Here is a 23,619-nt window from a genome sequence, read left to right on the forward strand (position 1 = left end):
CCCGTCCGGAGCGTCAACGCGCCGGACGGGGAGGGGTCACGCCGCTCAGGCCGGCTTGGAGCTGTCGCGGGCGAGCGCCACCAGGCGGGATATCGCCCGCAGGTACTTCTTGCGGTAGCCGCCGCGGAGCATGTCCTCGGTGAAGACCTGGTCGAACGGCAGGCCGGAGGCGGTGATGGGCAGCTCACGGTCGTACATCCGGTCGGCGAGGACCACCAGGCGCAGCGCGGTGGACTGGTCCTCGACCTGGTGGACGCCGCGCAGGAAGACCGCGTGCACGTCGTCCAGCAGCGCGCCGTAACGGCTGGGGTGGACGGCCTTGAGGTGCTCCAGCAGGTCGTCGAAGCCGTCCAGCGAGGCGCCCGGGGTGCGCCGGGCCCGCTCGGTGACCACCTCGTCGGTGTACGGCGGCGGGGCCTCGGGCAGGCCGCGGTGGCGGTAGTCCTGGCCGTCGATCCGCAGCGGGCGGAAGTGCGCCGACAGGCCCTGGATCTCGCGCAGGAAGTCGGTGGAGGCGAACCGGCCCTCGCCGAGCTTCTCGGGCAGGGTGTTGGACGTCGCGCAGAGCTTGACGCCGTTCTCGACCAGCCGGCTGAGCAGGGTGGAGACCAGCACGGTGTCGCCCGGGTCGTCCAGCTCGAACTCGTCGATGCACAGCAGCCGGTGCCCGGAGAGGGTCTCCACCGCGCCCTTGAAGGTGAGCGCGCCGACCAGGTTGGTCAGCTCCACGAAGGTGCCGAAGGCCTTCGGGCCCGGGGTGGCGTGCCACAGCGAGGCCAGCAGGTGGGTCTTGCCGACGCCGTAGCCGCCGTCGAGGTAGATCCCGGCGGGGCCACTGGGCGCGGGTGCGGAGCGGCGGAACCAGCTGCGCTTGGGAGCGGTGCCGGCGCTGTTGAGCGACGCGGCGAACTGCTCCAGCACCTGGACGGCCTCGTACTGGCTGGGCTGGGAGGTGTCCGGCAGGTAGCTGCCGAAACTGACGTCGGCGAAGCGCGGCGGCGGCACCATCTCGGCGACCAGCCGCTCGGCGGGCACGACGGGCCGGCGGTCGGTGAGGGCGACCGGGCCGGCGGTGGCTATGGCACCGGCTGTTGCCGGAGTGGCCGTGGTGTCGGGATGTGAGGCAGCGGGCACGTCAGTAAAGGGTACGCGCCCCCGTGGAAGACTCTGTCCCATGCATCGACTGATCAGCCCGCTCGGCCCGCCCCAGCAGGACGTCCGGTCCCTGGAGGAGCTGGCCGCCGTCTACGCGTACCCCGAGCAGGTCCGGCAGGGCCGCCCCTGGCTGCGGGCCAACATGGTCGCCTCGCTGGACGGCAGCGCCCGGCTGGAGGGGCTCTCCGAGGGCCTCTCCGGCGACGCCGACAAGCGGATCTTCGGGGTGCTGCGGGCGCTGGCGGACGTCGTGCTGGTCGGCGCCGAGACGGTCCGCGCCGAGGGCTACCGTCCGGCCCGGGCCCGGGAGGCCTTCGCGGCGGCCCGCCGGGAGGCCGGGCAGGCGCCGGCGCCGGCCATCGCGATCGTCTCCCGCAGTCTGCGGCTCGACCTGGCCGCGCCGCTGTTCACCGAGCCGGCGGTCCGCACGGTGGTGATCACCACCGAGGACTCCCCCGCCGACGCCCGCCGCGCGGTGGCCGAGGTCGCGGACGTGGTCGTCGCGGGCGAGCGGTCGGTCGACGTGCGCCGGGCCCTCGCCGCGCTCACCGGGCGGGGCTGGACCCGGCAGCTGACCGAGGGCGGTCCGCGGCTGCTCGGCGAGCTGACGGCGGCGGGACTGCTGGACGAGCTCTGCCTGTCGCTGGCCCCGCTGCTCGCCGGCGGCGACGGCCCGCGGATCGGGTACGGCGGGGAAATGCCTGGCGTGCAGCGGATGCGGCTGGTGTCATTGATAGAGCAGGAAGGTTTCCTCTTCACCCGGTATCTGCGCTCGGCCTCTCCGGCTTCCCCGTCCCTTCCCGACCCGGCTCCGGACTCGGCCGGGTGACCCGGCCCGCACGTGTCTCATGTGGCGCGTGTGCAGCGTGAGGAAAGCATCCGCCGGGCACTATGAGGTGGGGGAACCGGACCCGGGGGCCTGCAACTGCGAAGGGACTCACGTGTTCAAGACGGTACTGATGATCGAGAAAGCGCTCTCCGACGCCGACGTCGACCTGGTCACCACGCTCCACGGGGAGGAGCAGGTCTCCTTCGTCGTCCTGATGCAGCCCCGCGGCAAGCAGGACGAACTGCTCCGGGCCCTGGACGACGTCGCCCTCGGCCACCTCGACCGGGCGGTGCACGAGCGCGAGGAGTCCCAGGCCCCGACCGTCGCGAGCGAGTCCCTGGAGCACAGCCTGCGCCACCTGCGGGAGGCCGGAGCCGAGGCGACCGGCGAGGTGGTGGAGGAGAACCCGCTGAACCGGCTGCGCGAGGTCGTGGAGCAGAACGACGCCGACGAGGTGCTGGTCCTGACCTCCCCGCACTTCGTCGAGGAGTTCTTCCATCGCGACTGGGCCTCCCAGGCCAGACACAAGGTCGGCGTACCGGTGCTGAAGCTGTTCGCGAGCGACTCCTGAGGGTCCCCGTCCCGGTAGTGCAGAATCGTCCTTGCGGACCGCCCGCAGGGGCGATTCGCGTTCTGCCATGCCGCCGGCCCCACTCGGCCACACCCGCCGGCCCGATTTTCGTACGGAGCACGCCTTGAACGACGCCGCGCACGACCTGCACGCCCCGCACTTCATCGGCATCGGCGGCGCCGGGATGTCCGGGCTGGCGAAGATCCTCGCGGTCCGCGGCGCCAAGGTCTCGGGCAGCGACGCCAAGGAGTCCGAGACCGTCCTGGCGCTGCGCGCGCTCGGCGCGGAGGTCCACGTCGGCCACGCCGCCGAGAACCTGCCGGCCGGGGCCAGCAACGTGGTGGTCTCCAGCGCCATCCGGCACGACAACCCGGAGCTGGCCGCCGCCCGGGAGCGCGGCATCCCGATCGTGCACCGCTCCGACGCGCTGGCCGCGCTGATGGGCGGCCGCCGGGCGCTGGCCGTCGCCGGCACCCACGGCAAGACCACGACCACCAGCATGCTCGCCGTCAGCCTCGCCGAGCTGGGCCTCGAACCCTCGTACGCGATCGGCGGCGACCTGGACGCACCCGGCTCCAACGCCCACCACGGCGCCGGTGACATCTTCGTGGCCGAGGCCGACGAGAGCGACCGCAGCTTCCACAAGTACGCCCCCGAGGTCGCGATCATCCTCAACGTGGAGCTCGACCACCACGCCAACTACGCGTCGATGGACGAGATCTACGAGTCCTTCGAGACCTTCGTCGGCCGGATCGTGGCCGGCGGCACCCTGGTGATCTCCGCCGACCACCCCGGTGCCCGCGAGCTGACCGGCCGGGTGCGCGGCCGCGACGGGCTGAACGTGGTCACCGTCGGCGCGGCCGAGGACGCCGACGTCCGGGTGCTCTCGGTGGTGCCGCGCGGCATGACCAGCGAGGTCACCGTCCTGCTGGACCGCGCCGAGCTGACCTTCACCGTCTCCGTCCCCGGCCGCCACTACGCGCACAACGCGGTCGCCGCGCTGGCCGCCGGCGTCGCGCTGGGCATCCCCGCGGCGGACCTGGCCAAGGCGATCGGCAGCTACACCGGCGTCCGCCGCCGCCTCCAGCTCAAGGGCGAGGCCGCGGGCGTCCAGGTGATCGACTCCTACGCCCACCACCCGACCGAGATGACCGCCGACCTGGAGGCGATCCGCGAGGCGGCCGGCGGCAACCGGGTGCTGGTGGTCTTCCAGCCGCACCTGTTCAGCCGGACCCAGCAGCTGGCCGAGGAGATGGGCCGGGCCCTGGCGCTGGCCGACGCCTCGCTGGTGCTCGACATCTACCCCGCCCGGGAGGACCCGATCCCCGGCGTCACCAGCGAGCTGATCATCGACGCGGCCCGCCGGGCCGGTGCCGAGGTCGCCGCCGAGCACTCCTTCGCCGCCGCCCCGGCGCACCTGGCCTCCCTCACCAGGCCCGGCGACCTGCTGCTCACCATGGGTGCGGGAGACGTCACCAACCTTGGACCGGCCATTCTGGAAAGCCTGCGGGGCCTGGCCCACCTCGCCGGCGTTGCAACCGACGCCTGACCGACGGACGAGGAGCCCGCGATGAGCTACGAGATCGAGAAGTCCGACGCCGAGTGGCGTGCGCAGCTGACCCCCGAGGAGTACCACGTGCTCCGCGAGGCGGGCACCGAGCGGCCGTTCGCCGGTGAGTACACCGACACCAAGACGGTGGGCGTGTACAGCTGCCGGGCCTGCGGCGCCGAGCTGTTCAGCAGCGAGACCAAGTTCGACAGCCACTGCGGCTGGCCCTCGTACTACGCGCCGCTCGCCGGGGACCGGGTGGAGTACCTGGCCGACGAGTCGCACGGCATGCGGCGGGTCGAGGTCCGTTGTGCGCGCTGCGGCGGGCATCTCGGGCACGTCTTCGAAGGCGAGGGGTACGGCACCCCGACCGACCAGCGGTACTGCATCAACAGCATCTCGCTGAGGCTCAAGCCCGCGGAGTAGGAACCCTTCGCGCGGGAGCTCTCAGGGCGCGGGACGACGCCCCTGAGAGCTCCTCCGCACGCTTGCGGGGGCACGCTCCGCACACCGGCGGCTCCGCTCGTCTGAGAGACTGATCATCTGTCAGGGACGGGCGAGAGAGGACCACGGTGGCACGGCGACGCAGCTCGGGAGTACTGGCCATGCTGGCTGAGGCGCAGCGTCAGCAGGCCCGCCAGCAAGAGGCGCAGCGCCGGGCCGCGGTGGCCGCCCAGCGGCAGTACGAGCGCGAGCAGCGCGAGGCCCAACGAGCCGCCGCGCAGGGGCAGAAGGAGGCGCTGCGGGCGTACCAGCAGGGCCGGGAGTCGGACGCCGCCCGGCGCACCGCCGAGCTGGACGAGCGGGTGGCCGCGCTGCGCGGGGTGCTCCAGACCGGGCTCGGCGGGCCGGTGTTCGCCCTGGCGAACCTGCAACGCCCCGTCGTGGTGCCGCCGTTCGACCCCGGGCCGCTCGGCGTCCCGGTCCCGCCGCCGGACCAGTCGCGCTATCTGGTACCGCCGTTGACGGGTGTGCAGGCGCTGAACCCGGCCGCCCGCCGCGAACACGACGAGCAGGTCGCGCACGCCCGGGCCCGGTTCGAACAGGACTGGCACGCCGCCCAGGCCGCCGACGACCAGCGGCGGCACCAACTCGACCAGTACCGGGCGCAGTACGAGGTCTGGGCCGACGACCGCCGCCGGGCCGCGGCCGGCCACGCCGAGCAGGCCGTCCGGCTGGCCGCCGAGCTGCGCGACGGCTCGGCGAGCGCGGTGGCCGAGTTCTTCGAGACCGCGCTCCGCTGGCGCGAGGACTGGCCCGAGGGGTTCTGGCAGGACTGCGTGACCGCCTGGGACGAGGCCACGGGCCAGCTCGTCGTGGACTGGCGGCTGCCTGGCTTCGAGGTGGTCCCGGAGACCGCCAGGTACCGCTACGTGAAGTCCACCGACCAGGAGACCGAGGTCGCCCGGCCCGCCGCCGAGCGGAAGGCGGTCTACCGCGAAGTGCTGGCCCAGTGCGCGCTGCGAGTGCTCGCCGAACTGTTCCTGGCGGACGGTGAGGGGCGGCTGGCCTCGGTGGTGTTCAACGGCTACGTGGAGGCGGTGGACCCGGCCACCGGGCGCGAGGAGCAGCGCTACCTGGTCTCGGTGGCGGTCGAGCGGGCGGTCTTCGGCGCGGTCGCGCTCGACCGGGTCGAACCGGTCGACTGCCTGGTCGACGGCCTGCAGGGGCGGCTCTCGGCCCGGCCGGAGAAGTCGGAGCCGGTACGCACCGAACGGCTCGCCGAGGAGGTCGGCAGCTTCCGGGCGGATGCGTCCGAGGAGGATCCCGACCTCTTCGAGATGGACCCGCTGGACTTCGAGAAGCTGCTCGCCGAGCTGTTCCGGCGGCTCGGTTACCAGACCCGCACCACCGAGCGCAGCGGGGACGACGGCGTGGACGTCATCGCCGAGAACCCCGACCCGATCACCGGCGGCCTGTACGTGATCCAGGCCAAGCGCTACCGCAAGACGGTCAGCCCGACCGCCGTCCGCGACCTGGACGCGACCATGGCCCACTTCGGCGCCAACAAGGGCATCCTGGTCACCACCTCGGGCTTCGGCCCGGGCTCCCGCCGCTGGGTCGAGGGCAAGCCGCTGACCCTGATCGACGGACCGATGCTGGTCCAGCTGCTCAAGGAGAACGGCCTGCCCGGGCGGCTCGGCCCGGCCACGGTGTCCGTTCCGGCGCAGCCCGGACCGGGCCGGGCCGCACCCGCAGCCGAGCCGGTGCTGCTGACGCCCGGTGCGAACGTGGTGCTGCCGGAGGCGGAACTCGCCGAGCTGTCGGTGCGGTTCGGCTCCGCCGGAGCCGAGGCCGACCTCACGCTGCTGCTGCTCACCGCCCGGGGCACGGTCCGCGGCGACGGGGACTTCGTCTTCTACCACCAGCGCAGCGCCGAGCACGGCGCCGTGACGCTGCACCCCAGGCAGACCGCGGACGGCGGACGGACCGCCGAGAGCGCCGTCGTCCGGCTGCGGTCGCTGCCGGCGGCCGTCCACCGGGTGGCGGTCTCGGTGAACATGGACACCGACTCGGGTACCAGCTGCGCCGAGCTGCGCGACGCGGTGCTGGAGGTGTGCGGGGCCGGCGGCTCGGCCTGGGCCTTCCGGCCGCCCGCCGATCCGGCGGTGAAGGCCATGCTCGTCGCCGAGCTGTACCGCTACCGGGCGGGCACCCCGGACGAGGTCTGGAAGCTGCGCGCGGTCGGCCAGGGCTGGTCCGACGGCCTGGCCGGGCTCGCCCGCGCCCATGGCGTCGAGGTCTCCTGACCGCGGCCCCCGGCCCCGGCCGCGCGGTCCTTCGTTTTGAACGCGCGCCCCTACAGCTCCCGGATGTACTTCCACTCGCAGGCGCAGCGCTCGTACCCCAGCCAGGCATTGACCGCGAGCATCGGTGCGTTGGTGGCGTCGTTGCTGGTGTACGCGTCGGTGTAGCCGGCGGCGCGGGCCAGGTGCAGGGAGTGGGCCTTGGCGAGCTTGGCGAGGCCGCGGCCCCGGTAGCGGGCGCCGGTGGTGGTGAAGGCGGACCAGTAGCGGTGGGCGCCGTCGGTCTCGGCGACCACCAGGGCGGCCTCCCGGCCGTCCAGGACGGCGACGGTGGTGAGGCCGCGGTCGAGATCGGGGCGGCCCCAGGTGTCGGCGAGCCAGTCCTGGTAGTCGTGGTCGGCCGCGTCCAGGTCTCCGGGCTCGTCGCGGCTGCCCTCGATGTCCAGCAGGTAGAGCGGGCGGGGATCGTCCAGGTAGTCGTCGGCGGTGCGCAGTTCGACGCCCGGCGGGAGCACGGGGACGGGCGGCAGGCCCGAGGTGAGGTCGAGGTGGGCGAAGTACGCGCTGCGGCCGGCCCGGTAGCCCCGGTCGGCGGCGAAGCGGCGGGCGGCGGGCTCGTCGTCGACCCAGGAGTGGATCCGGTTCACCCCGTGTGCCGCCAGGTGCTGCTCGGCCGCCCTGACCAGGGCCCCGCCCGCGCCCCGGCCCCGGTACTCGGGCAGCACGCTGACGTTGATGCCGCCCTGGCCCTTCACACTGGCCTCGGCGTGCACCATGCAGCGGGCGGTGCCGACCACCCGGCCGTCCAACTCTGCGACCAGCAGCCGGTAGTGCTGGTCGGGGGCGGCCGCACCCACCCTCCAGCGGACGGCCTCGGGCGTCATCAGCAGGTGCGGGCGGCCCGCGCTGTACGCGGCGGCGGCCGCTTCGGCGTCTTCGGGACGGAAGCCACGGATCGTCAGATTCATAGGCCGACCACGGTAGCCCCGGAACCACCCGGGTGCCGCTGAATTTCCGGGTGCGGCGGAAAGCTCAAGTTCAGCTCTGAGTTTGCCGGGTGCGGGTTGGCAACGACCCGGCGGGGATAGACCCTCGGCAACGAGGCGTGAGAGCGCGACGAGGCCCTCTCCGCGGTCCGAAGACACTCGTGCGGCACAGCTTCCGTGCCCGTTGTCCCACCTGTCCCACCGTTCTGTCCGACGCTGTTCGGCGAGCCCTCCGAAGGGGGCGCATCCCATGACGTCTGCTGCTACTGCCCTGCCCCGCCTGGGAGTCGGCATCGGCTGGCGGGCCGAGATCGACACCGTGGTGGAGCGACTGCCCGGCCTGGACTGGGTCGAGGTGGTCGCCGAGAACCTCTGCCTCGACCAGCTGCGCGCCGGCGGGTTGCCCGAGTCGCTGCGGGTGCTGCGGGAACGCGGTGTGACGGTCGTCCCGCACGGGGTGGCGCTCGGTCTCGGCGGCGGTGAACTGCCCGACCCCGAGCGCCTGTCGCGGCTGGCCACGGCCGCTCAGGCGCTGGACGCGCCATTGGTCAGCGAGCACCTGGCGTTCGTCCGGGCGGCCGGGGTCGAGGCGGGCCACCTGCTGCCGGTGCCGCGTTCGCGGGACTCGCTGCGGGTGATCGCGGAGAACGTCCGGATCGCCCAGCAGGAACTCCCGGTTCCACTGGCGCTGGAGAACATCGCCGCCCATCTCGCCTGGCCCGAGGACGAGTTCACCGAGGCCGAGTTCCTGGCCGAGCTCGTCGAGCGCACCGGCGTGCGGCTGCTGATCGACGTCGCCAACCTGCACACCAACCGGGTCAACCTGGGCCTGGACGTCGCCGCCGAACTCGACCGGCTGCCGCTGGAGGCCGTCGCCTACGTCCATGTGGCGGGCGGGATCGAGGTCGACGGGGTCTGGCACGACACCCACTCCCACCCGGTGACCGAGCCCGTGCTGGAGGTCCTGGCCCGGCTCTGCGAACGGGCGCTGCCGCCCGGCGTCCTGCTGGAACGTGACGACCACTACCCGCCACCCGCCGAACTGGCCGGCGAGCTCGACGCGATCCGGGCCGTGCTGGAAGGAAGGCTGGAGCATGTCTGAGCACTTCGAGTACCTGGTCAGGGCGGGCGACCCGGAGCTGGTGGTGGCCCGCGCCCGGCTGGCCCGGCGGCAGGCAGAGCTACTGGCGGCGCTGGTCTCGGGCGGCCCGGTGCCGGAGGGCTTCGACCCTGAGCAGGTGCGCGTCCAGGCCCGGGGCCTGCTCGCCAAACGGCGGGACACCGTGGCCCGGGTGGCACCCGAGGTCGCGCGGATCCTCGGCGACGACTACCGTCCGCTGTTCCGCCGGTACGCGCAGCAGGGCCCGGCCGTCGAGGGTTGCCGGGCGGATGCGCGGGCCTTCGCCGAATGGGCGGTCGACTGGGCCGCCGTCGGCGCACCGCACACTCCCTGGCGGCCCGCCCTGGAGCGCTGGCTGCGGCCCGCCGAACCGCCCCGCCGCCGCTGGCGCCGCTTCCACGGCTAGGGCCCGTCCGGCGGGTCCGAGCACCGCCGGCTGCTTCAACTCAACTACGGGGGACATGAGATGTGGTACACCGAGTTCGCCGCCGCCACCACGCTGGTGGTGGGCACGGGCCTGTGGACGTCCGTCGCGCTGCAGCGGATGCGGCGGGTACCGAAGCCGCAGGGCCTGCCCGGCCGCGCACTGCCGCTGCCGGACGCCGCCTTCCTCGCCGGGGGCCCGGCCCGGGCGGCGGAGGCGGTGATCGTCCGGATGCAGCGGGAGGGCCGGCTGATCGTCTCCCGGGACGGTCTGGCCACCGTGACCGACCCCGCGCCGAAGGACCCGGCCGAGGCCGTACTGATAAGGGCCGCGGGGCCGGGCCGGCAGAGTGAAGTGGACCTGCTGCGCCGGGCGGTGATGCGCAGCCCGGAGATCCAGCGGATCGGCGACCGGCTGGCGGAACGCGGGCTGATGCGGCGGCCCGAGCTGCACCGCGCCGCCGTCCGGGCCCGGCGCTTCCTGCAGCTGTCCCTGCTGGTCACCCTGATAGTCGGGTTGGCGACCGGGCTCGGCTGGGCCTTCCGGCCCGCCGGGGAGCGGGCCACCAGCGCGCCGCCGTTCTTCGCCTTCCTCGGACTGCTGCTGCTCGGGGCCGTCTGGCTGGCCACCACCAGGCCCGGGAAGAGCCGGGTCAGTCCGGCCGGGCTGCGGCAGCTGGGCCTGATGAAGACCGGTTCCTCACCGTGGAAGCCGGCCGTCCCCGGGGCCGACGCCGACACCACCGCCGCACTGGGCGCACTGGCGCTGGAGGGGGTCGAGTCCCTGAAGGACGAGGACCTGCGCACCGCCATGCGGAAGCGGGCTCGCGCAAGCGTCGGCGGCGGCTCGGGCGACTCCGGTTACGGCGGGGGCCTCGACGCGGGGGCGGCGGCGGTGGCCTGGTGCTCGTCCGCCACCCCGGACGCCGGTCCGGGCGGCTCGCGCCACGGCTCGCACCACGGTTCTCACCACGGCTCGTCCTGCGGCTCGTCCAGCGGCTGCGGCTCGTCCTCCGGCCACAGCAGCTCGTCCGGTCACAGCAGTTCGTCCAGCCACAGCTGCTCGTCGGGGCACAGCTGCTCGTCAGGGCACAGCAGTTGCGGATCCAGCTGCGGCTCAAGTTGCGGTTCGTAACCCGTGCATCGGTCACAGTTCGGTATCGCGAACCGGAAATTCACTTCCCCGAACGGCTCGTCAGGTCTAGAAACAGCCCCATGTGGTTGCTCCTTCTGATACCCGCGTTCCTCACCGCCACGCTCTCCTGCTTCCGGCTGGTCAAGGTCGCAGCAACCGCAGACGCACTCTCCGGGGCCGAGACCGGCCGGCCCGGCGACGCCACCGGGATCGGCCTGTACGAGACCGCGCACCTGGCCGGGGGTCCGGCCCGGGTCGTCGATCTCGCCCTGGTGCTGATGGCCGCTCAGGGCCGGCTACACCTGGCGCACACCGGCTGGACCACCGTGGTGGACCCGCAGGGCCGCAACCTGCTGGAGCGGGCGCTGATCGAGTGCATCGGCCCCGAGGGGCAGTGCCGGACCTCCGAGCTCCGCGAGCAACTCGCCGTCCACCCGGCCGTGCTGGAGATCGGCGGACGGCTGGTGCTGGCCGGACTCGCCACCCCGGCGGTCATCAAGGAGGCCACCTCCATGGCGGTCCGGCAGGTGCGGCTGGCACTGCTGCTGAGCCTGCTCCTCCTCGGAGCGTCCATCGCGCTGGCGCCCGACGGCGCGGACACGGGAGCCGCCGTCGCCTGGTTCGCCCTGCCGTTGGTACTCACCAGCGGCACGCTGCTGATGGCCCGGGTCGACGTCCACCCCTACACCCGCTGGGCCACCCACGCCGGCCAGGAGGTACTCCACTCGGTCCGCCCCGACCCGGCCGGCGCCGAACAGGAACTGCTCACCGCCGTCGCCATGGTCGGCCCCGCCGCGGTCCAGGACGCCCGCCTGCGCGCCGCCCTGCGCAACTAGCTAGGGCCTGTCCGGCCGGGTACGGGGAACCGCGCGGGCCGCCCACCTTCGTGGCGGGCGGCCCACGCGGTTCCCCGTGCCCCGGGTCGGCGTGCCCCGGGGTCGGCGTGCCCCGGGGTCGGCGTGCCCCGGGGTCGGCGCGGTCAGGCGCGAAGGTTCAGACCAGGCCGGTCAGCAGCTCGGCGACCGGCTTGCGGCGACCGGTGAAGAACGGCACCTCCTCGCGGACGTGCAGCCGGGCCCGGGACGGCCGCAGGTCGCGCATCAGGTCCACGATCCGGTGCAGCTCGTCCGCCTCGAAGGCGAGCAGCCACTCGTAGTCGCCGAGCGCGAACGAGGCGACCGTGTTGGCCCGCACGTCCGGGTAGCCCCGGGCCATCTGCCCGTGCTCGGCGAGCATCGCGCGCCGCTCCTCGTCCGGCAGCAGGTACCACTCGTAGGAGCGCACGAACGGGTACACGCAGACGTACTCGCGGGCCCGCTCGTCGGCGAGGAACGCCGGGATGTGCGACTTGTTGAACTCGGCCGGGCGGTGCAGCGCCATGTTGGACCAGACCGGCTCCAGGGCGCGGCCGAAGCCGGTGCGGCGGAAGCGGTTGTACGCCTCCTGCAGGTTGTCCGAGTCACCGGAGTGCCACCAGATCATCACGTCGGCGTCAGCGCGCAGGCCGGACACGTCGTAGGTGCCGCGCACCGTGACGTCCTTCGCCGCCAGCTGCTCGAACAGCTCCTCGACCTCGGCCGCCAGCGCGGCACGGTCCTCGGGCAGCTCGCTCCTGAGCTTGAACACCGACCACATGGTGTAGCGGATGACCTTGTTCAGGTCCCGGGCCTTCTTCTTCTCGGGCTGCGTTTCAGTGGACTCAGTCATGTGCCCATTGTCCCTTCCGTTACGTGTGTACCGATCGCCGGGGTCAGCACCTCGTCGACCGCCCGGCGGGCTCCGGCGATGCAGGCCGGAATCCCCACCCCGTCGTACGCGGCCCCGCAGACCGCCAGGCCGCCGACCCGGGCCACCTGCCCGCGGATCCGCTCCACCCGCTCCAGGTGCCCCACGGGGTACTGCGGCAGACCGCCGCGCCAGCGGGTGACCGCGGTGTCGTACGGGCGCGCGCGCAGGCCGACCGCCTCGCCGAGGTCGGCCAGCGAGCGGGCCACCAGTTCCTCGTCCGGCAGGTCGAGCGCCTCCTCCTCGCGGTGGCGACCCAACGAGGTGCGCAGCACGAAGGCGTCCGGTGCGCCGCGGTCCAGCCAGCCCCACTTGTTGGAGGAGAAGGTGGACGCCTTGATCGAGCGGCCGTCGTTCGGCGGCACCAGGAAGCCGCTGCCGGTCAGCGGCTCGGTCAGGTCGGCACGGCGGAAGGCCAGCGTGACCAGGGCCATGCCCGCGTACTCGACAGTGTCCAGTTCGGCCGCCGCGCCCGGGGCGTCGGCGCGCAGCAGCCGGGCGGCCTGCGGGGCGGGAACGGCCAGCACCACCGCGTCGGCGTGCAGCACCTCGTCGCCGGTGACGATCCGCCAGCCCTCGGGGGTGCGGCGCAGCTCGTCCACCGCGCTGTCCGTGCGCAGCTCGGCTCCGGCCTTGCGGCAGGCGTCGGCGACCGCCTCCGGGAGGGTGCCGACACCGCCCTCGATGCCCTGGAACACCGGCCCGGTACTGGTGGACCGAGCGGTCAGCTCGCGCACCTCCTCCAGCAGCGAGCCGCCGCTGCGGGCCACGGGCAGCAGCGCGGGGACGGCCGCACGCAGCGAGATCTCGTCGGCGTGCCCGGCGTAGACGCCGCCGAGCAGCGGCTCCACCAGCCGGTCCACCACCTCGCGGCCGAGCCGCGCCGCGACGTACTCGCCGATCGAGACGTCCGACCCCACCGGGGCCGTGGCCAGCTCGTGCCTGACCCGGTCCAGGCCCGGCTCGGAGAGCACGCCGGAGGCGGTCAGCGCGTCCAGGTCACCGGGGACGCCCATCACCTGTCCGCCGGGCAGCGGCCGCAGGGCTCCCCTGGTCCAGATCGCGGCCTTCGCCGTGCTCGGCGGCTCCAGCGCCCCGGCGAGGCCGACCTGCCGGGCCAGCTCCACCGCCTCCGGCCGGCGGGCGAGCATCGACTCGGCGCCGAGGTCGACCCGCACTCCGCCGACCTCACCGGCCCGCAGCTTCCCGCCGAACCGTCCGGACGCCTCCAGCAACGTGACCCTGGCCCGCGCACTCGCCGCGTACGCGGCCGTGAGCCCGGCGATCCCGCCGCCGATCACCACGACATGAGGTTCAACCATTCCCGCAGTCTCGCAGAGCTAACACCGGAGGCCTCACTCGGTGCGGCGCGGCGATCTGTCGAGCCGATCGAGATCGATCTTCACCGGAAACGGAACCCGCCGGTCGAGGGTCCCCCGGAAAATCCCGGCCGACACATAGGCCGAGGTGGATTCCTCGAGTTCCAGGACGTGGGCAACCGGCAGGCCCGCCTCCTCTTCGATCCGCCAGTAGTGCGCGATCCCCGCTTCGGCATACTTGCGCACCTTGACGGTCCGGTCGCGGTGAGCGGACTCCGGTGACACGACCTCCACCACCAGCACGACGTCGGACGGAGCGAACCACGTCCGGTCAGGCTCGTAAGCCGCGGTGGTCACGACCAGATCGGGCTCCGGGCGGTTCCGCTTGTCCAGCCGAATGGTCATCTCCCGCTCGACCTCGATGCCGTCCGGCAACTGGGGTTCCAGCGCGTGGGTCAGCCCGGAGATCACCCGACTGTGCCAGGACCGCTGCGGGGACATCATGAAGACCAGTGCTCCGTCCACGAGTTCGGTGTGCCGAGGCAGGTTGGGCAGACCGTCGAGATCCTCGGCGAACCAGCCCTCCTCGCGGGGCGGATACATCCAGTCAGGCAGCTCGCTCATGGCTACAAGCTAGTCGCCGACGCAAAGCCGACGCCACGAAATCACCCCGGGATCATCCTCGGAAAATTCGTTCGAGGTGGACTGTCACATCCGACCGTCCTGCCCTGTCCCCTTCCCGCCGACGGCAGTACGACACGGAGAGGTGGAACGATGGAGAACACGGTGCTGGTGACCGGGGCGACCGGGGTGCTGGGGCGCGAGGTGGTGCGGCGCCTGCGCGGGACGGGGGTGCCGGTGCGGGCGCTGACCCGACGGACGGCGCTGCCCGAGGATCCCGGGGTGGCCTGGTTCACCGGCGACCTGGCGGCCGGCACCGGGCTGGACGAGGCGCTCGACGGCGTCCGTACGGTCGTCCACTGCGCCAGCGACGCCCGGCACTTCAAGCAGGACGTACCCGCCATGGAGAACCTGCTCGCGGCGGCGGAGCGCGCCGGGGTCGGGCACGTCGTCAACATCTCGATCGTCGGCGTCGACCGGATCCCCTACCCCTACTACGCGGTCAAACTGCAGGGCGAGCGGATGCTGGCGGCTTCCAAACTCGGTTGGACCAACCTGCGCGCCACCCAGTTCCCCGAACTGCTCAACGCGGCGTTCGGGGTGCTGTCCCGGCTCCCGGTGGTCCCGGTGCCGTCCGTGACCGCCTGCCAGCCGGTGAGCCAGGGCGAAGTGGCCGACCGGCTGGTCGAGTTGGCGCTCGGAGCACCGGCGGGCCGGGTGCCGGACCTGGCCGGCCCCCGGGTGTACCCGGTGGCCGAGCTGGCCAGGGGGTGGCTGCGGGCTGCGGGCCGGCGCCGCCCGGTGCTGGCGGTGCGCATCCCGGGGAGGATCGGCGCGGCCTTCCGCTCCGGCGCGCTCACCGCGCCGGACCGCGCGGTGGGCCGGCGCACCTGGGAGCAGTACCTCGCTGCCCGGTTCACCCGCTGAGCCCCCAAGCAACCGGGCAACCGGGCAGCTCCGCGAAGGCGCCTGCCGGTTGCCCGGGAGGGGCCGCTACCGCGCGCTGGTCTCGTGGACGAACTCGACCAGCCTGGTCAGCGCGTCGGGGTCCATGTTCGGCATCACTCCGTGGCCGAGGTTGAAGATGTGGCCGCTGTCGCCGAGCGCCTGGGCGGCGTGCAGCACCTCGCGGGCCTTGGTCTCGACCACGCGGGTGGGTGCGAAGAGGACGGCCGGGTCGAGGTTGCCCTGGAGGGCCTTGCCCGGGCCGACCCGCTCGGCGGCGACGTTCAGCGGCACCCGCCAGTCCACCCCGACCACGTCGGCACCGGCCTCGCCCATCAGGTGCAGCAGCTCGCCGGTGCCGACGCCGAAGTGGATCCGCGGCACGCCGTAGCGGGCGACGGCCTCGAAGACCTTGGTGCTCGCGGGCATCACCGAGCGGCGGTAGTCGTCCGGGGCGAGCGCGCCGACCCAGGAGTCGAAGAGCTGGACCGCCGAGGCGCCCGCCTCGATCTGGATCTTCAGGAAGGCGGCGGTGATGTCGGCCAGCCGGTCGACCAGCGCGGCCCACAGCTCGGGCTGGCCGTACATCATGGCCTTGGTCTGTTCGTGGCTCTTCGACGGGCCGCCCTCGACCAGGTAGCTGGCCAGGGTGAACGGGGCGCCGGCGAAGCCGATCAGCGGGGTGGTGCCGAGCTCCTCGACCAGCATGCCGACGGCCTCGGTGACGTAGGGCATGTCGTCCGGCTCCAGCGGGCGCAGCCGCTGGAGGTCGTCGAAGGTGCGGATCGGGTCGGCGATCACCGGGCCGATCTTCGGCACGATGTCGACGCCGACGCCGATGGCCTTCAGCGGCACCACGATGTCGCTGAAGAAGATCGCCGCGTCCACCTTGTGCCGCCGCACCGGCTGGAGGGTGATCTCCTTCACCAGCTCGGGCCGGGTGCAGGACTCCAGCATCGGGATGCCCTCGCGCACCTTGAGGTACTCGGGCAGCGAGCGGCCGGCCTGGCGCATGAACCACACCGGGGTGTGCGGCACCGGCTCGCGGCGCGCGGCGCGCAGGAACGGGGAGTCGTACGCCGCGCCCCGGCGCGCGGGGGAATGCTGACCGGTCTGGGCTGGCGGGGTCGCCGCGGAAGTCTCACTCACGGTGCAAATCTTCGCATGTGTCCCGTGCCGCGCCCCCGACGGCGAGTCGTGGGTCCCTCCAAGATCTTCGAGTGCACCCGCCCCGGCGCGCCGCAGGTGCGAAATGTGCTCGGATTGCGGCGTCGGCCCACCTAGGCTTCCGCTCATGGCAGCGGTCGGCGGGCACCCCGCACAAGGTGGTGGAACGGGCGAGGAGTCGGCGCCGATCGAGTTCCGCGCAGCGGTCGAGGCGCTCGGCACGGCGCGGCTGCGGCCCGAGGTGCAGCTCTCGCCCGCCCCGGCGCCCCGGCGGCTGGCCCCCTACGCGTACGCGCTCACCGCCACGGTCGAGGTGGAGGGCGAGGAGCTGGCGGACGGCCGGCTGGTACTGCTGCACGACCCGGCCGGCCAGGAGGCCTGGCACGGCGACTTCCGGGTGGTCACCCTGACCCGGGCCGAGCTGGAGCCCGAGATCGCCGACGACCCGATGCTCTCCGAGGTGGGCTGGTCCTGGCTGCTGGACGCGTTGCGGACGCACGGCGCCGGCTACGCCGAGCCGGGCGGCACGGTCACCCACGCCTCCTCGCACTACTTCGGCGCGCTGTCCGACCGGGAGCCGTCCACCGAGATCGAGATCCGTGCCTCCTGGACCCCGGCGGACGGCCGGTTCGAGCGGCACCTGGCGGCCTGGGGCGATCTGCTCTGCGCCTGCGCCGGCCTGCCGCCGAGCACGGTGGCACCGCTGTCGGACTCGCCGTCACTCGGCGGGGTGGTCCCGATGCCCGCGCGGCGGCGCCCGCGCTCCCACTGAGGAGCGACGGACGGCCCGTTCGAGGCCGACCGCGGTCAACGCCACCCGCAGGACTGACGCCGCGTGACTTCGACCCCGGTCTGCGTCAATTCGCCGTCCAGTCCTGATCGGTAAGCGTTGCTTTCGATCGAATCTGTGCGATTTCAGGGCATGTCGCATCAGTCATTTGCGCGATTTGTCCGTATTGTTACTCACTAGATCGTGATCTTTCGCTAAAGCCGGGCACGGTTGATGCCGAAGGTGTCTGTGACCCTTTCCAACGCGGAACGACCCGACCGCCCCCTCGGGGTTCCGTCCGCCACTCCCCGCAGGAGGCCCCTGGTGTCGGTCCTTCTTGAGCACCCCGCAAACGTGGTCGCATACCGCCCGACGAAGCCCACCGCGATGGTGGTCATCGCCGACCCCCGTGTCCGGAACACCGTCACCCGGCACCTCTGGGCGCTCGGTGTCCGCGATGTCATCGAAGTCTCCTCGATCGCCGAGGCCCGTCCCCGAGTCGCCACCCCGCGCGACATCTGCGTCGCCGACGTCCACCTCCCGGACGGCTCCGGCCTGACCATCCTGGCCGAGACCCGCGCGGCGGGCTGGCCCAACGGCCTGGCGCTCTCCGCCGCCGACGACATCGGCGCGGTCCGCAGCGCGCTCGCGGGCGGTGTCAAGGGCTACGTGGTCACCGGCACCCGCACCAACATCGCCATGCCCGGCCGTCCCGGGCTGCCGCTCGGTGCCGCCGGACTTGGCGGCCGGATGCGGCGGCCCGGGATGCCGGGCATGCCCGGTGCGGTCGGTGCCCCGGGGGCACCGGGCGCCCCGGGGGCACCCGGTGTGCAGCCCGCCGCCTACCGCGAGCTGTCCGGCCGCGAGGTGGAGGTGCTGCGGCTGGTCGCCGAAGGGCAGTCCAACAAGGCGATCGGCGTCGCGATGGGCCTGTCCGCGCTGACGGTGAAGAGCCACCTGGCCCGGATCGCCCGCAAGCTGGGCACCGGGGACCGGGCCGGAATGGTCGCGGTCGCCCTGCGGACCGGCATCATCCACTGAGCTCCGCCGGCGTCCGCGTGCCGCACCGCAGCCCCCAGCAACGACAGACAGTTCGGTTGGCAGCCCGGAGGAACGTTTCCTCCGGGCTGCCGGTTTTCCCTGACGCCCAGGTCAGGTCCGTCCGGGCGGGGGGCCATCCGGGCGAACTTGGGCGCGTCGTTGAGCGTGTCGACTGGGCAGGAGGACGTCTGAGTACCTTCTGACCAGTCCGACAACCTTCCCGGTTCCGGCGGCCGTCGTACTCTTGGGGGGTGACCGACGCCGTAGCAGCCATCCCAGAAGAGACAGCCCCGGTCCCGCTCCTTGAGCCCAGGGAGGGACTGCCACCCGTGGTGGTGGACGAGCGGGTGCTCGCCGAGACGATCGCCGCCTTCGCCGCGGGCAGCGGCCCGGTCGCCGTCGACGCCGAGCGGGCCTCCGGGTACCGCTACGGACAGCGGGCGTACCTGATCCAGCTGCGACGGGCCGGCGCCGGCACCGCGCTGATCGACCCGATCGCCTGCCCCGACCTCAGTGCTCTCGGCACCGCGTTGGCCGACACCGAGTGGGTGGTGCACGCGGCGACCCAGGACCTGCCCTGCCTCTCCGAGGTCGGAATGCGTCCGTCCCGGCTGTTCGACACCGAGCTGGCCGGCCGGATCGCGGGCTTCCCCCGGGTCGGACTCGGCCCGATGACCGAGAGCGTGCTCGGTCTGTCACTGGCCAAGGAGCACTCCGCGGTGGACTGGTCGACCCGTCCGCTGCCGGAGCCCTGGCTGCGGTACGCCGCCCTGGACGTCGAGGTGCTGGTCGAGCTGCGGGACGCACTCGAACAGGAGCTGGATGCCCAGGGCAAGCTCGGCTGGGCCCTGGAGGAGTTCGCCGCCATCGCCGACGCACCCAGGCCCGCCCCCCGGGTGGACCCGTGGCGCCGCACCTCGCAGTTGCACAAGGTGCGGCGCCGCCGTCAGCTGGCCGCCGTCCGGGAGCTGTGGCAGACCCGGGACAAGATCGCGCGGGAGCGGGACGTCTCGCCCGGGCGGGTGCTACCGGACGCCGCGATCGTCAACGCGGCCCTGGCGATGCCGCAGAACGTGGCCGCACTGCAGATGGTTCAGGGGTTCGGGCCGCGGATCAGCCGGCGGCAGCTGGAGCAGTGGCTGGCCGCGCTGGACCGGGCCCGGGAGGTCCCGGAGACCGAGCTGCCGCCGGCCACCGCGCCGCATGACGGGCCGCCGCCGCCGCGGGCCTGGGCGGAGAAGGACCCGGTGGCCGCGGCGCGGCTCTCGGGGGCCCGCGCGGCCGTCACCGAGCTGGCCGAGGCGAAGCGGCTGCCGGCCGAGAACCTGATCACCCCGGAGCTGGTGCGACGGGTCTGCTGGGAGCCGCCGGCCGTGCTCACGGTGGACGCGGTCGGGTCGGCACTGCTGGCGCTGGGCGCCCGGAACTGGCAGGTCGACCTGGTGGCTCCGGCCATCTCGGCGGTGTTCGTCAAGGCCGCCAACGGGACGGTCCGGGACTGAGACTCCGGCCGCCCGGGGTTGAGCTCCGGGCAGGCGGGTGAACGATCAGGGGCGCGGGGAGACGCGCGAAGCGGGAGCAGGGGTGCCGTGCCGGCCCGCACCGGGCGGGGTACGGCATCCCGCCGGTGCGGGCTCGGGCCCGGCGGCGGTCGCCTTCCGGCTCGCGCTCCCCCGCGCCCCTGTCCGCGTACCCGGTCGTTCCCAGGCCGATTGACGTGGTGCGGGACACATGGGGTGATGGGGGTGCTGCCCCTGGGCAAGCTAGTTACCGGCGGGTAGCATGGCCGTGAAGCAGCGCCGCTCCATCTGTGACGTCGACTGCGCTAACGTCATGTCCCCTGGGAGGAGAGCCCCCGTGCCTCGTACCGCGAGGGACGTCGTCTTCGTCGACGGCGTCCGCACCCCGTTCGGCAAGGCCGGCCCGAAGGGCATCTACCACGAGACCCGCGCCGACGACCTGGTCGTCAAGTGCATCCGCGAGCTCGTGCGCCGCAACCCGAACCTGCCCGTCGAACGCATCGACGAGGTCGCCATCGCCGCGACCACGCAGATCGGCGACCAGGGTCTGACCATCGGCCGTACCGCCGGACTGCTCGCCGGACTGCCGAAGTCCGTTCCCGGCTACGCCATCGACCGCATGTGCGCCGGCGCGATGACCGCCGTCACCACCACCGCGGGCGGCATCGCCTTCGGCGCGTACGACATCGTCGTCGCCGGTGGCGTCGAGCACATGGGCCGCCACCCGATGGGCGAGGGCGTCGACCCGAACCCGCGGTTCGTCTCCGAGAAGCTGGTCGACGAGTCCGCCCTGTTCATGGGCATGACCGCGGAGAACCTGCACGACCGCTTCCCGCACATCACCAAGGAGCGCTGCGACGCCTACGCCGTGCGCTCCCAGGAGAAGGCCGCCAAGGCGTACGCCAACGGCGACATCCAGCCCGACCTGGTGCCGATCGCGATCCGCAACACCAACCCCGAGATCGGTGAGACCGGTTGGGGCCTGGCGACGGTCGACGAGCCGCTGCGCCCGGGCACCACGATGGAGTCGCTGGCGGGCCTCAAGACCCCGTTCCGCCCGCACGGCAACATCACCGCCGGCAACGCGGCCGGCCTGAACGACGGTGCCACCGCCTCGCTGCTGGCCGCCGAGGACGTCGCCGAGGAGCTCGGCCTGCCGGTCAAGATGCGCCTGGTCTCCTACGCCTTCGCGGGCGTCGAGCCCGAGGTCATGGGCATCGGCCCGGTCCCGGCGACCGAGAAGGCCCTGGCCAAGGCCGGCCTGACGATCGAGGACATCGGCGCGTTCGAGGTCAACGAGGCCTTCGCCGTCCAGGTACTGGCCATGCTCGACCACTTCGGCATCGCCGACGACGACGAGCGCGTCAACCCGTACGGTGGTGCGATCGCCTTCGGCCACCCGCTGGCCTCCTCCGGCGTCCGTCTGATGACCCAGCTGGCCCGGCGCTTCGAGCAGCGCCCGGACGTCCGCTACGGCCTGACCTCCATGTGCATCGGCTTCGGCATGGGTGGAACGGTCATCTGGGAGAACCCGCACTTCGAGGGTGGTAAGTGACGATGACGAGCACCACTGAGCTGCTGACCCGCGGCGCCGAGCTGTTCCCCGGCGAGGTCGTCACCACCGCGCACGTCCGCCACCTCGACCTGCCGCTGCAGGCGGGCAGGCTGGCGCTGATCACCCTGGACAACGGCTTCGACCACACCAAGCCGACCACCTTCGGCCCGGGCTCGCTGCTGAAGCTGTCCGAGGCGCTGGACCAGGTCGAGGCCGAGGCCGCCGAGCAGAAGATCGTCGCGGTCGCCGTCACCGGCAAGCCGTTCATCTTCGCGGTCGGCGCCGACCTCAAGGGCGTGGAACTCCTCAAGGAGCGCGAGGACGCGCTGGCCATCGGCAAGGGCGGCCACGAGGTCTTCAAGCGGATCGCCGCGCTGCCCGTCCCCAGCTTCGCCTTCTACAACGGCGCGGCGATGGGCGGCGGTGTCGAGGTCGGCCTGCACTGCACCTACCGCACCGTCAGCGCGGGCGTCCCTGCGTTCTCGCTGCCCGAGGTCTTCCTCGGTCTGGTCCCCGGCTGGGGCGGCTGCACCATCCTGCCGAACCTGATCGGTCCGGCGAAGGCCGTCAAGGTCATCGTCGAGAACTCGATGAGCCAGAACAAGCAGCTCAAGGGCAAGGACGTCTTCGAGCTCGGCATCGCCGACGCGATCTTCGAGCCGGCCGACTTCCTGGAGCAGTCGCTGCTCTGGGCGGCCAAGGTCCTCAAGGGCGAGACGGTCGTCGAGCGCGAGGAGATCGACCGCGGCAAGGCCTGGGACGACGCCGTCGCCTGGGGCCGGATGGTCGCCGACGCCAAGGTGCACGGGGCCGCTCCCGCCGCCTACAAGGCGCTGGACATCATCCAGCAGGTCAAGGACCAGAACCTGCAGGCGGGCTTCGACGCCGAGGACGTGGCGCTGGCCGACCTCATCATGAGCGGCGAGCTGCGCAGCGGCATCTACGCGTTCAACCTGGTGCAGCGCCGGGCCAAGAGGCCCTTCGGTGCCCCGGACAAGTCGCTGGCCCGCCCGGTCTCCAAGGTCGGCGTCGTCGGCGCCGGCCTGATGGCCTCCCAGCTGGCGCTGCTGTTCGCCCGCCGCCTGGAGGTGCCGGTCGTGCTGACCGACATCGACCAGGAGCGCATCGACAAGGGCGTGGGCTACGTCCACGGCGAGATCGACAAGCTGCTGGAGAAGGGCCGGATCGGCAAGGACAAGGCCAACAAGCTCAAGGGCCTGGTCTCCGGCCACCTGGACAAGGCCGTCGCCTTCGGCGACGCGGACTTCGTGATCGAGGCCGTGTTCGAGGAGATGGGCGTCAAGCAGAACGTCTTCGCCGAGCTGGAGGCCGTGGTCTCGCCGACCACGATCCTGGCCACCAACACCTCCTCGCTGTCGGTCACCGAGATGGCGTCCAAGCTCCAGCACCCGGAGCGCGTGGTCGGCTTCCACTTCTTCAACCCGGTCGCGATCCTGCCGCTGCTGGAGATCGTCCGCGCGGAGAAGACCGACGACGCCTCGCTGGCCACCGCCTTCGCTGTCGCCAAGAAGCTGAAGAAGACCGCCGTTCTGGTCAAGGACGCCCCGGCGTTCGTGGTGAACCGGATCCTGCTCCGCTTCATGGACGCGATCCAGGGTGCCATCGACGAGGGCACCCCGATCGAGACGGTGGAGAAGGCCGTGCTGCCGCTCGGCCTGCCGATGTCCCCGATCGTGCTGCTGGAGCTGGTCGGCCCGGCCATCGCCCTGCACGTGTCGGAGACCCTCGCCGCGGCCTTCCCGGACCGGTACACCGTCTCCGAGAACCTCACCAAGCTGGTCAAGGCCGGCAAGCGCGGCTTCTACGTCTGGCAGGACGGCCAGCAGGTCATCGACCCCGAGGTCCTGGCGCTGCTGTCCTTCGGCGACACCGTGCTGACGGAGGAGCAGGTCCTCGCCAAGGCCCTGGAGGCCGTGGCGCAGGAGATCGGCCTGATGCTGGACGAGGGCGTCGTCGGCGAGGCGCAGGACATCGACCTGTGCATGATCACCGGCGCCGGCTGGCCCTTCCACCTGGGCGGGCTCACCCCGTACCTGGACCGTGAGGGCGTCTCGGAGCGCGTCAACGGCAAGCGCTTCCTGGCCCCGGGCGTGGCCTCGGTGCCGACGGCCTGAGCCGCCCCTCGCGAGCCGAGGGGGTCCCCCGGCCGGAGGCTGGGGGAGGGTCCGGTCGTGAGGAGCGTCGGGATCGGGGCGAGAGCGCCCGGAGGCGAGCGAGGAAGAGCTGCCGCAGCAACACCGTGGGGGGGGGGGGGGAGGGGGGGGGGGGGGGGGAAGGGGGGGGGTGGGGGGGGTGTGCGACCAACCGAAAGAAGTGGGGGGGGAAGGTGTGGGGTTTGCCAGGAGAGTGCGCTCGGGGGAG

Annotated in this window: 19 protein-coding genes and 1 pseudogene; 14 read left to right on the forward strand and 6 right to left on the reverse strand. The window is 72.7% G+C overall.

Translation table 11 applies throughout. From position 1 onward, the window contains the following. Window positions 1–45: 45 nt before the first annotated feature. On the reverse strand, window positions 46–1,134 hold the full coding sequence (gene zapE, locus ACZ5ON_RS28800; protein WP_465598819.1) for a cell division protein ZapE: 1,089 nt from the start codon (window positions 1,132–1,134) through the stop codon (window positions 46–48). A 40-nt stretch (window positions 1,135–1,174) separates the two neighbouring features. Here zapE and ACZ5ON_RS28805 point away from each other — a divergent pair, with 40 nt between their 5' ends. From ACZ5ON_RS28805 to ACZ5ON_RS28825, 5 genes are all read left to right on the forward strand, one after another. Beyond that, the gene (locus ACZ5ON_RS28805; protein ID WP_465598821.1) at window positions 1,175–1,984 is read left to right on the forward strand and encodes a pyrimidine reductase family protein; all 810 of its coding nucleotides are present in this window, start codon (window positions 1,175–1,177) and stop codon (window positions 1,982–1,984) included. A gap of 112 nt (window positions 1,985–2,096) precedes the next feature. After that, window positions 2,097–2,555, forward strand: a complete 459-nt coding sequence (locus tag ACZ5ON_RS28810) for an indole-3-glycerol phosphate synthase (RefSeq protein ID WP_465598823.1) — start codon at window positions 2,097–2,099, stop codon at window positions 2,553–2,555. A gap of 124 nt (window positions 2,556–2,679) precedes the next feature. Further along, window positions 2,680–4,104 carry a UDP-N-acetylmuramate--L-alanine ligase gene (murC, locus tag ACZ5ON_RS28815; RefSeq protein WP_465598825.1) on the forward strand — a complete coding sequence of 475 codons (1,425 nt, stop codon included), beginning with the start codon at window positions 2,680–2,682 and terminating at the stop codon, window positions 4,102–4,104. 21 nt (window positions 4,105–4,125) lie between these two features. Continuing rightward, entirely contained in the window at window positions 4,126–4,530 is a 405-nt protein-coding gene (msrB, locus tag ACZ5ON_RS28820) for a peptide-methionine (R)-S-oxide reductase MsrB (RefSeq protein ID WP_344635200.1), read from the forward strand. 179 nt (window positions 4,531–4,709) lie between these two features. Continuing rightward, window positions 4,710–6,854, forward strand: coding sequence for a restriction endonuclease (locus ACZ5ON_RS28825; RefSeq protein ID WP_465598828.1), 2,145 nt, complete (start codon window positions 4,710–4,712; stop codon window positions 6,852–6,854). A 50-nt stretch (window positions 6,855–6,904) separates the two neighbouring features. Here the strand turns inward: ACZ5ON_RS28825 and ACZ5ON_RS28830 are convergent, their stop codons facing one another. After that, window positions 6,905–7,819, reverse strand: a complete 915-nt coding sequence (locus tag ACZ5ON_RS28830; protein ID WP_465598830.1) for a GNAT family N-acetyltransferase — start codon at window positions 7,817–7,819, stop codon at window positions 6,905–6,907. A 268-nt stretch (window positions 7,820–8,087) separates the two neighbouring features. Between ACZ5ON_RS28830 and ACZ5ON_RS28835 the strand changes: the two are divergent. From ACZ5ON_RS28835 to ACZ5ON_RS28845, 3 genes and pseudogenes are all read left to right on the forward strand, one after another. Beyond that, window positions 8,088–9,363: pseudogene (locus tag ACZ5ON_RS28835) on the forward strand (MbnB/TglH/ChrH family RiPP precursor modification enzyme). 60 nt (window positions 9,364–9,423) lie between these two features. After that, entirely contained in the window at window positions 9,424–10,515 is a 1,092-nt protein-coding gene (locus tag ACZ5ON_RS28840; RefSeq protein ID WP_465598832.1) for a TIGR04222 domain-containing membrane protein, read from the forward strand. A gap of 80 nt (window positions 10,516–10,595) precedes the next feature. Further along, window positions 10,596–11,351, forward strand: coding sequence for a TIGR04222 domain-containing membrane protein (locus ACZ5ON_RS28845; RefSeq protein ID WP_465598834.1), 756 nt, complete (start codon window positions 10,596–10,598; stop codon window positions 11,349–11,351). A 157-nt stretch (window positions 11,352–11,508) separates the two neighbouring features. On the opposite strand, the gene hemQ is transcribed toward ACZ5ON_RS28845, so the two are convergent. The 3 genes from hemQ to ACZ5ON_RS28860 are packed head-to-tail and all read right to left on the reverse strand — an operon-like array spanning window position 11,509 to window position 14,243. Further along, on the reverse strand, window positions 11,509–12,222 hold the full coding sequence (gene hemQ, locus ACZ5ON_RS28850; protein ID WP_465598836.1) for a hydrogen peroxide-dependent heme synthase: 714 nt from the start codon (window positions 12,220–12,222) through the stop codon (window positions 11,509–11,511). Beyond that, window positions 12,219–13,622, reverse strand: a complete 1,404-nt coding sequence (hemG, locus tag ACZ5ON_RS28855) for a protoporphyrinogen oxidase (protein ID WP_465598838.1) — start codon at window positions 13,620–13,622, stop codon at window positions 12,219–12,221. Before hemG ends, hemQ begins: the two co-directional genes overlap by 4 nt. A 33-nt stretch (window positions 13,623–13,655) precedes the next feature. Continuing rightward, a complete protein-coding gene (locus ACZ5ON_RS28860) occupies window positions 13,656–14,243 on the reverse strand; it encodes a Uma2 family endonuclease (RefSeq protein ID WP_465598840.1) in 588 nt (195 codons plus the stop codon). Window positions 14,244–14,393: 150 nt separating this feature from the next. Between ACZ5ON_RS28860 and ACZ5ON_RS28865 the strand changes: the two genes are divergently transcribed. After that, window positions 14,394–15,167 (forward strand): SDR family oxidoreductase, encoded by a 774-nt coding sequence (locus tag ACZ5ON_RS28865; protein WP_465598842.1) that lies wholly within the window; start codon window positions 14,394–14,396, stop codon window positions 15,165–15,167. 66 nt (window positions 15,168–15,233) lie between these two features. Here the strand turns inward: ACZ5ON_RS28865 and hemE are convergent, their stop codons facing one another. Further along, window positions 15,234–16,334 (reverse strand): uroporphyrinogen decarboxylase, encoded by a 1,101-nt coding sequence (gene hemE, locus ACZ5ON_RS28870; RefSeq protein ID WP_465598844.1) that lies wholly within the window; start codon window positions 16,332–16,334, stop codon window positions 15,234–15,236. Between the two features lie 145 nt (window positions 16,335–16,479). On the opposite strand from hemE, the gene ACZ5ON_RS28875 reads away from it, so the two are divergent. The 5 genes from ACZ5ON_RS28875 to ACZ5ON_RS28895 all read left to right on the forward strand — a co-directional run bounded on the left by ACZ5ON_RS28875 (window position 16,480) and on the right by ACZ5ON_RS28895 (window position 23,372). Next, window positions 16,480–17,124 carry a DUF3000 domain-containing protein gene (locus ACZ5ON_RS28875; protein WP_465598846.1) on the forward strand — a complete coding sequence of 215 codons (645 nt, stop codon included), beginning with the start codon at window positions 16,480–16,482 and terminating at the stop codon, window positions 17,122–17,124. 321 nt (window positions 17,125–17,445) lie between these two features. Next, entirely contained in the window at window positions 17,446–18,162 is a 717-nt protein-coding gene (locus ACZ5ON_RS28880) for a helix-turn-helix transcriptional regulator (RefSeq protein WP_344635188.1), read from the forward strand. Between the two features lie 251 nt (window positions 18,163–18,413). Continuing rightward, window positions 18,414–19,664: an HRDC domain-containing protein gene (locus ACZ5ON_RS28885; protein WP_465598849.1), complete on the forward strand. Its 1,251-nt coding sequence runs from the start codon at window positions 18,414–18,416 to the stop codon at window positions 19,662–19,664. Between the two features lie 355 nt (window positions 19,665–20,019). Next, window positions 20,020–21,237 carry a thiolase family protein gene (locus ACZ5ON_RS28890; RefSeq protein ID WP_465598851.1) on the forward strand — a complete coding sequence of 406 codons (1,218 nt, stop codon included), beginning with the start codon at window positions 20,020–20,022 and terminating at the stop codon, window positions 21,235–21,237. A gap of 2 nt (window positions 21,238–21,239) precedes the next feature. Next, entirely contained in the window at window positions 21,240–23,372 is a 2,133-nt protein-coding gene (locus tag ACZ5ON_RS28895; RefSeq protein ID WP_465598853.1) for a 3-hydroxyacyl-CoA dehydrogenase NAD-binding domain-containing protein, read from the forward strand. The last annotated feature ends 247 nt before the right edge of the window (window positions 23,373–23,619 follow it).

The sequence above is a fragment of the Kitasatospora sp. NPDC032150 genome (assembly GCF_055579945.1).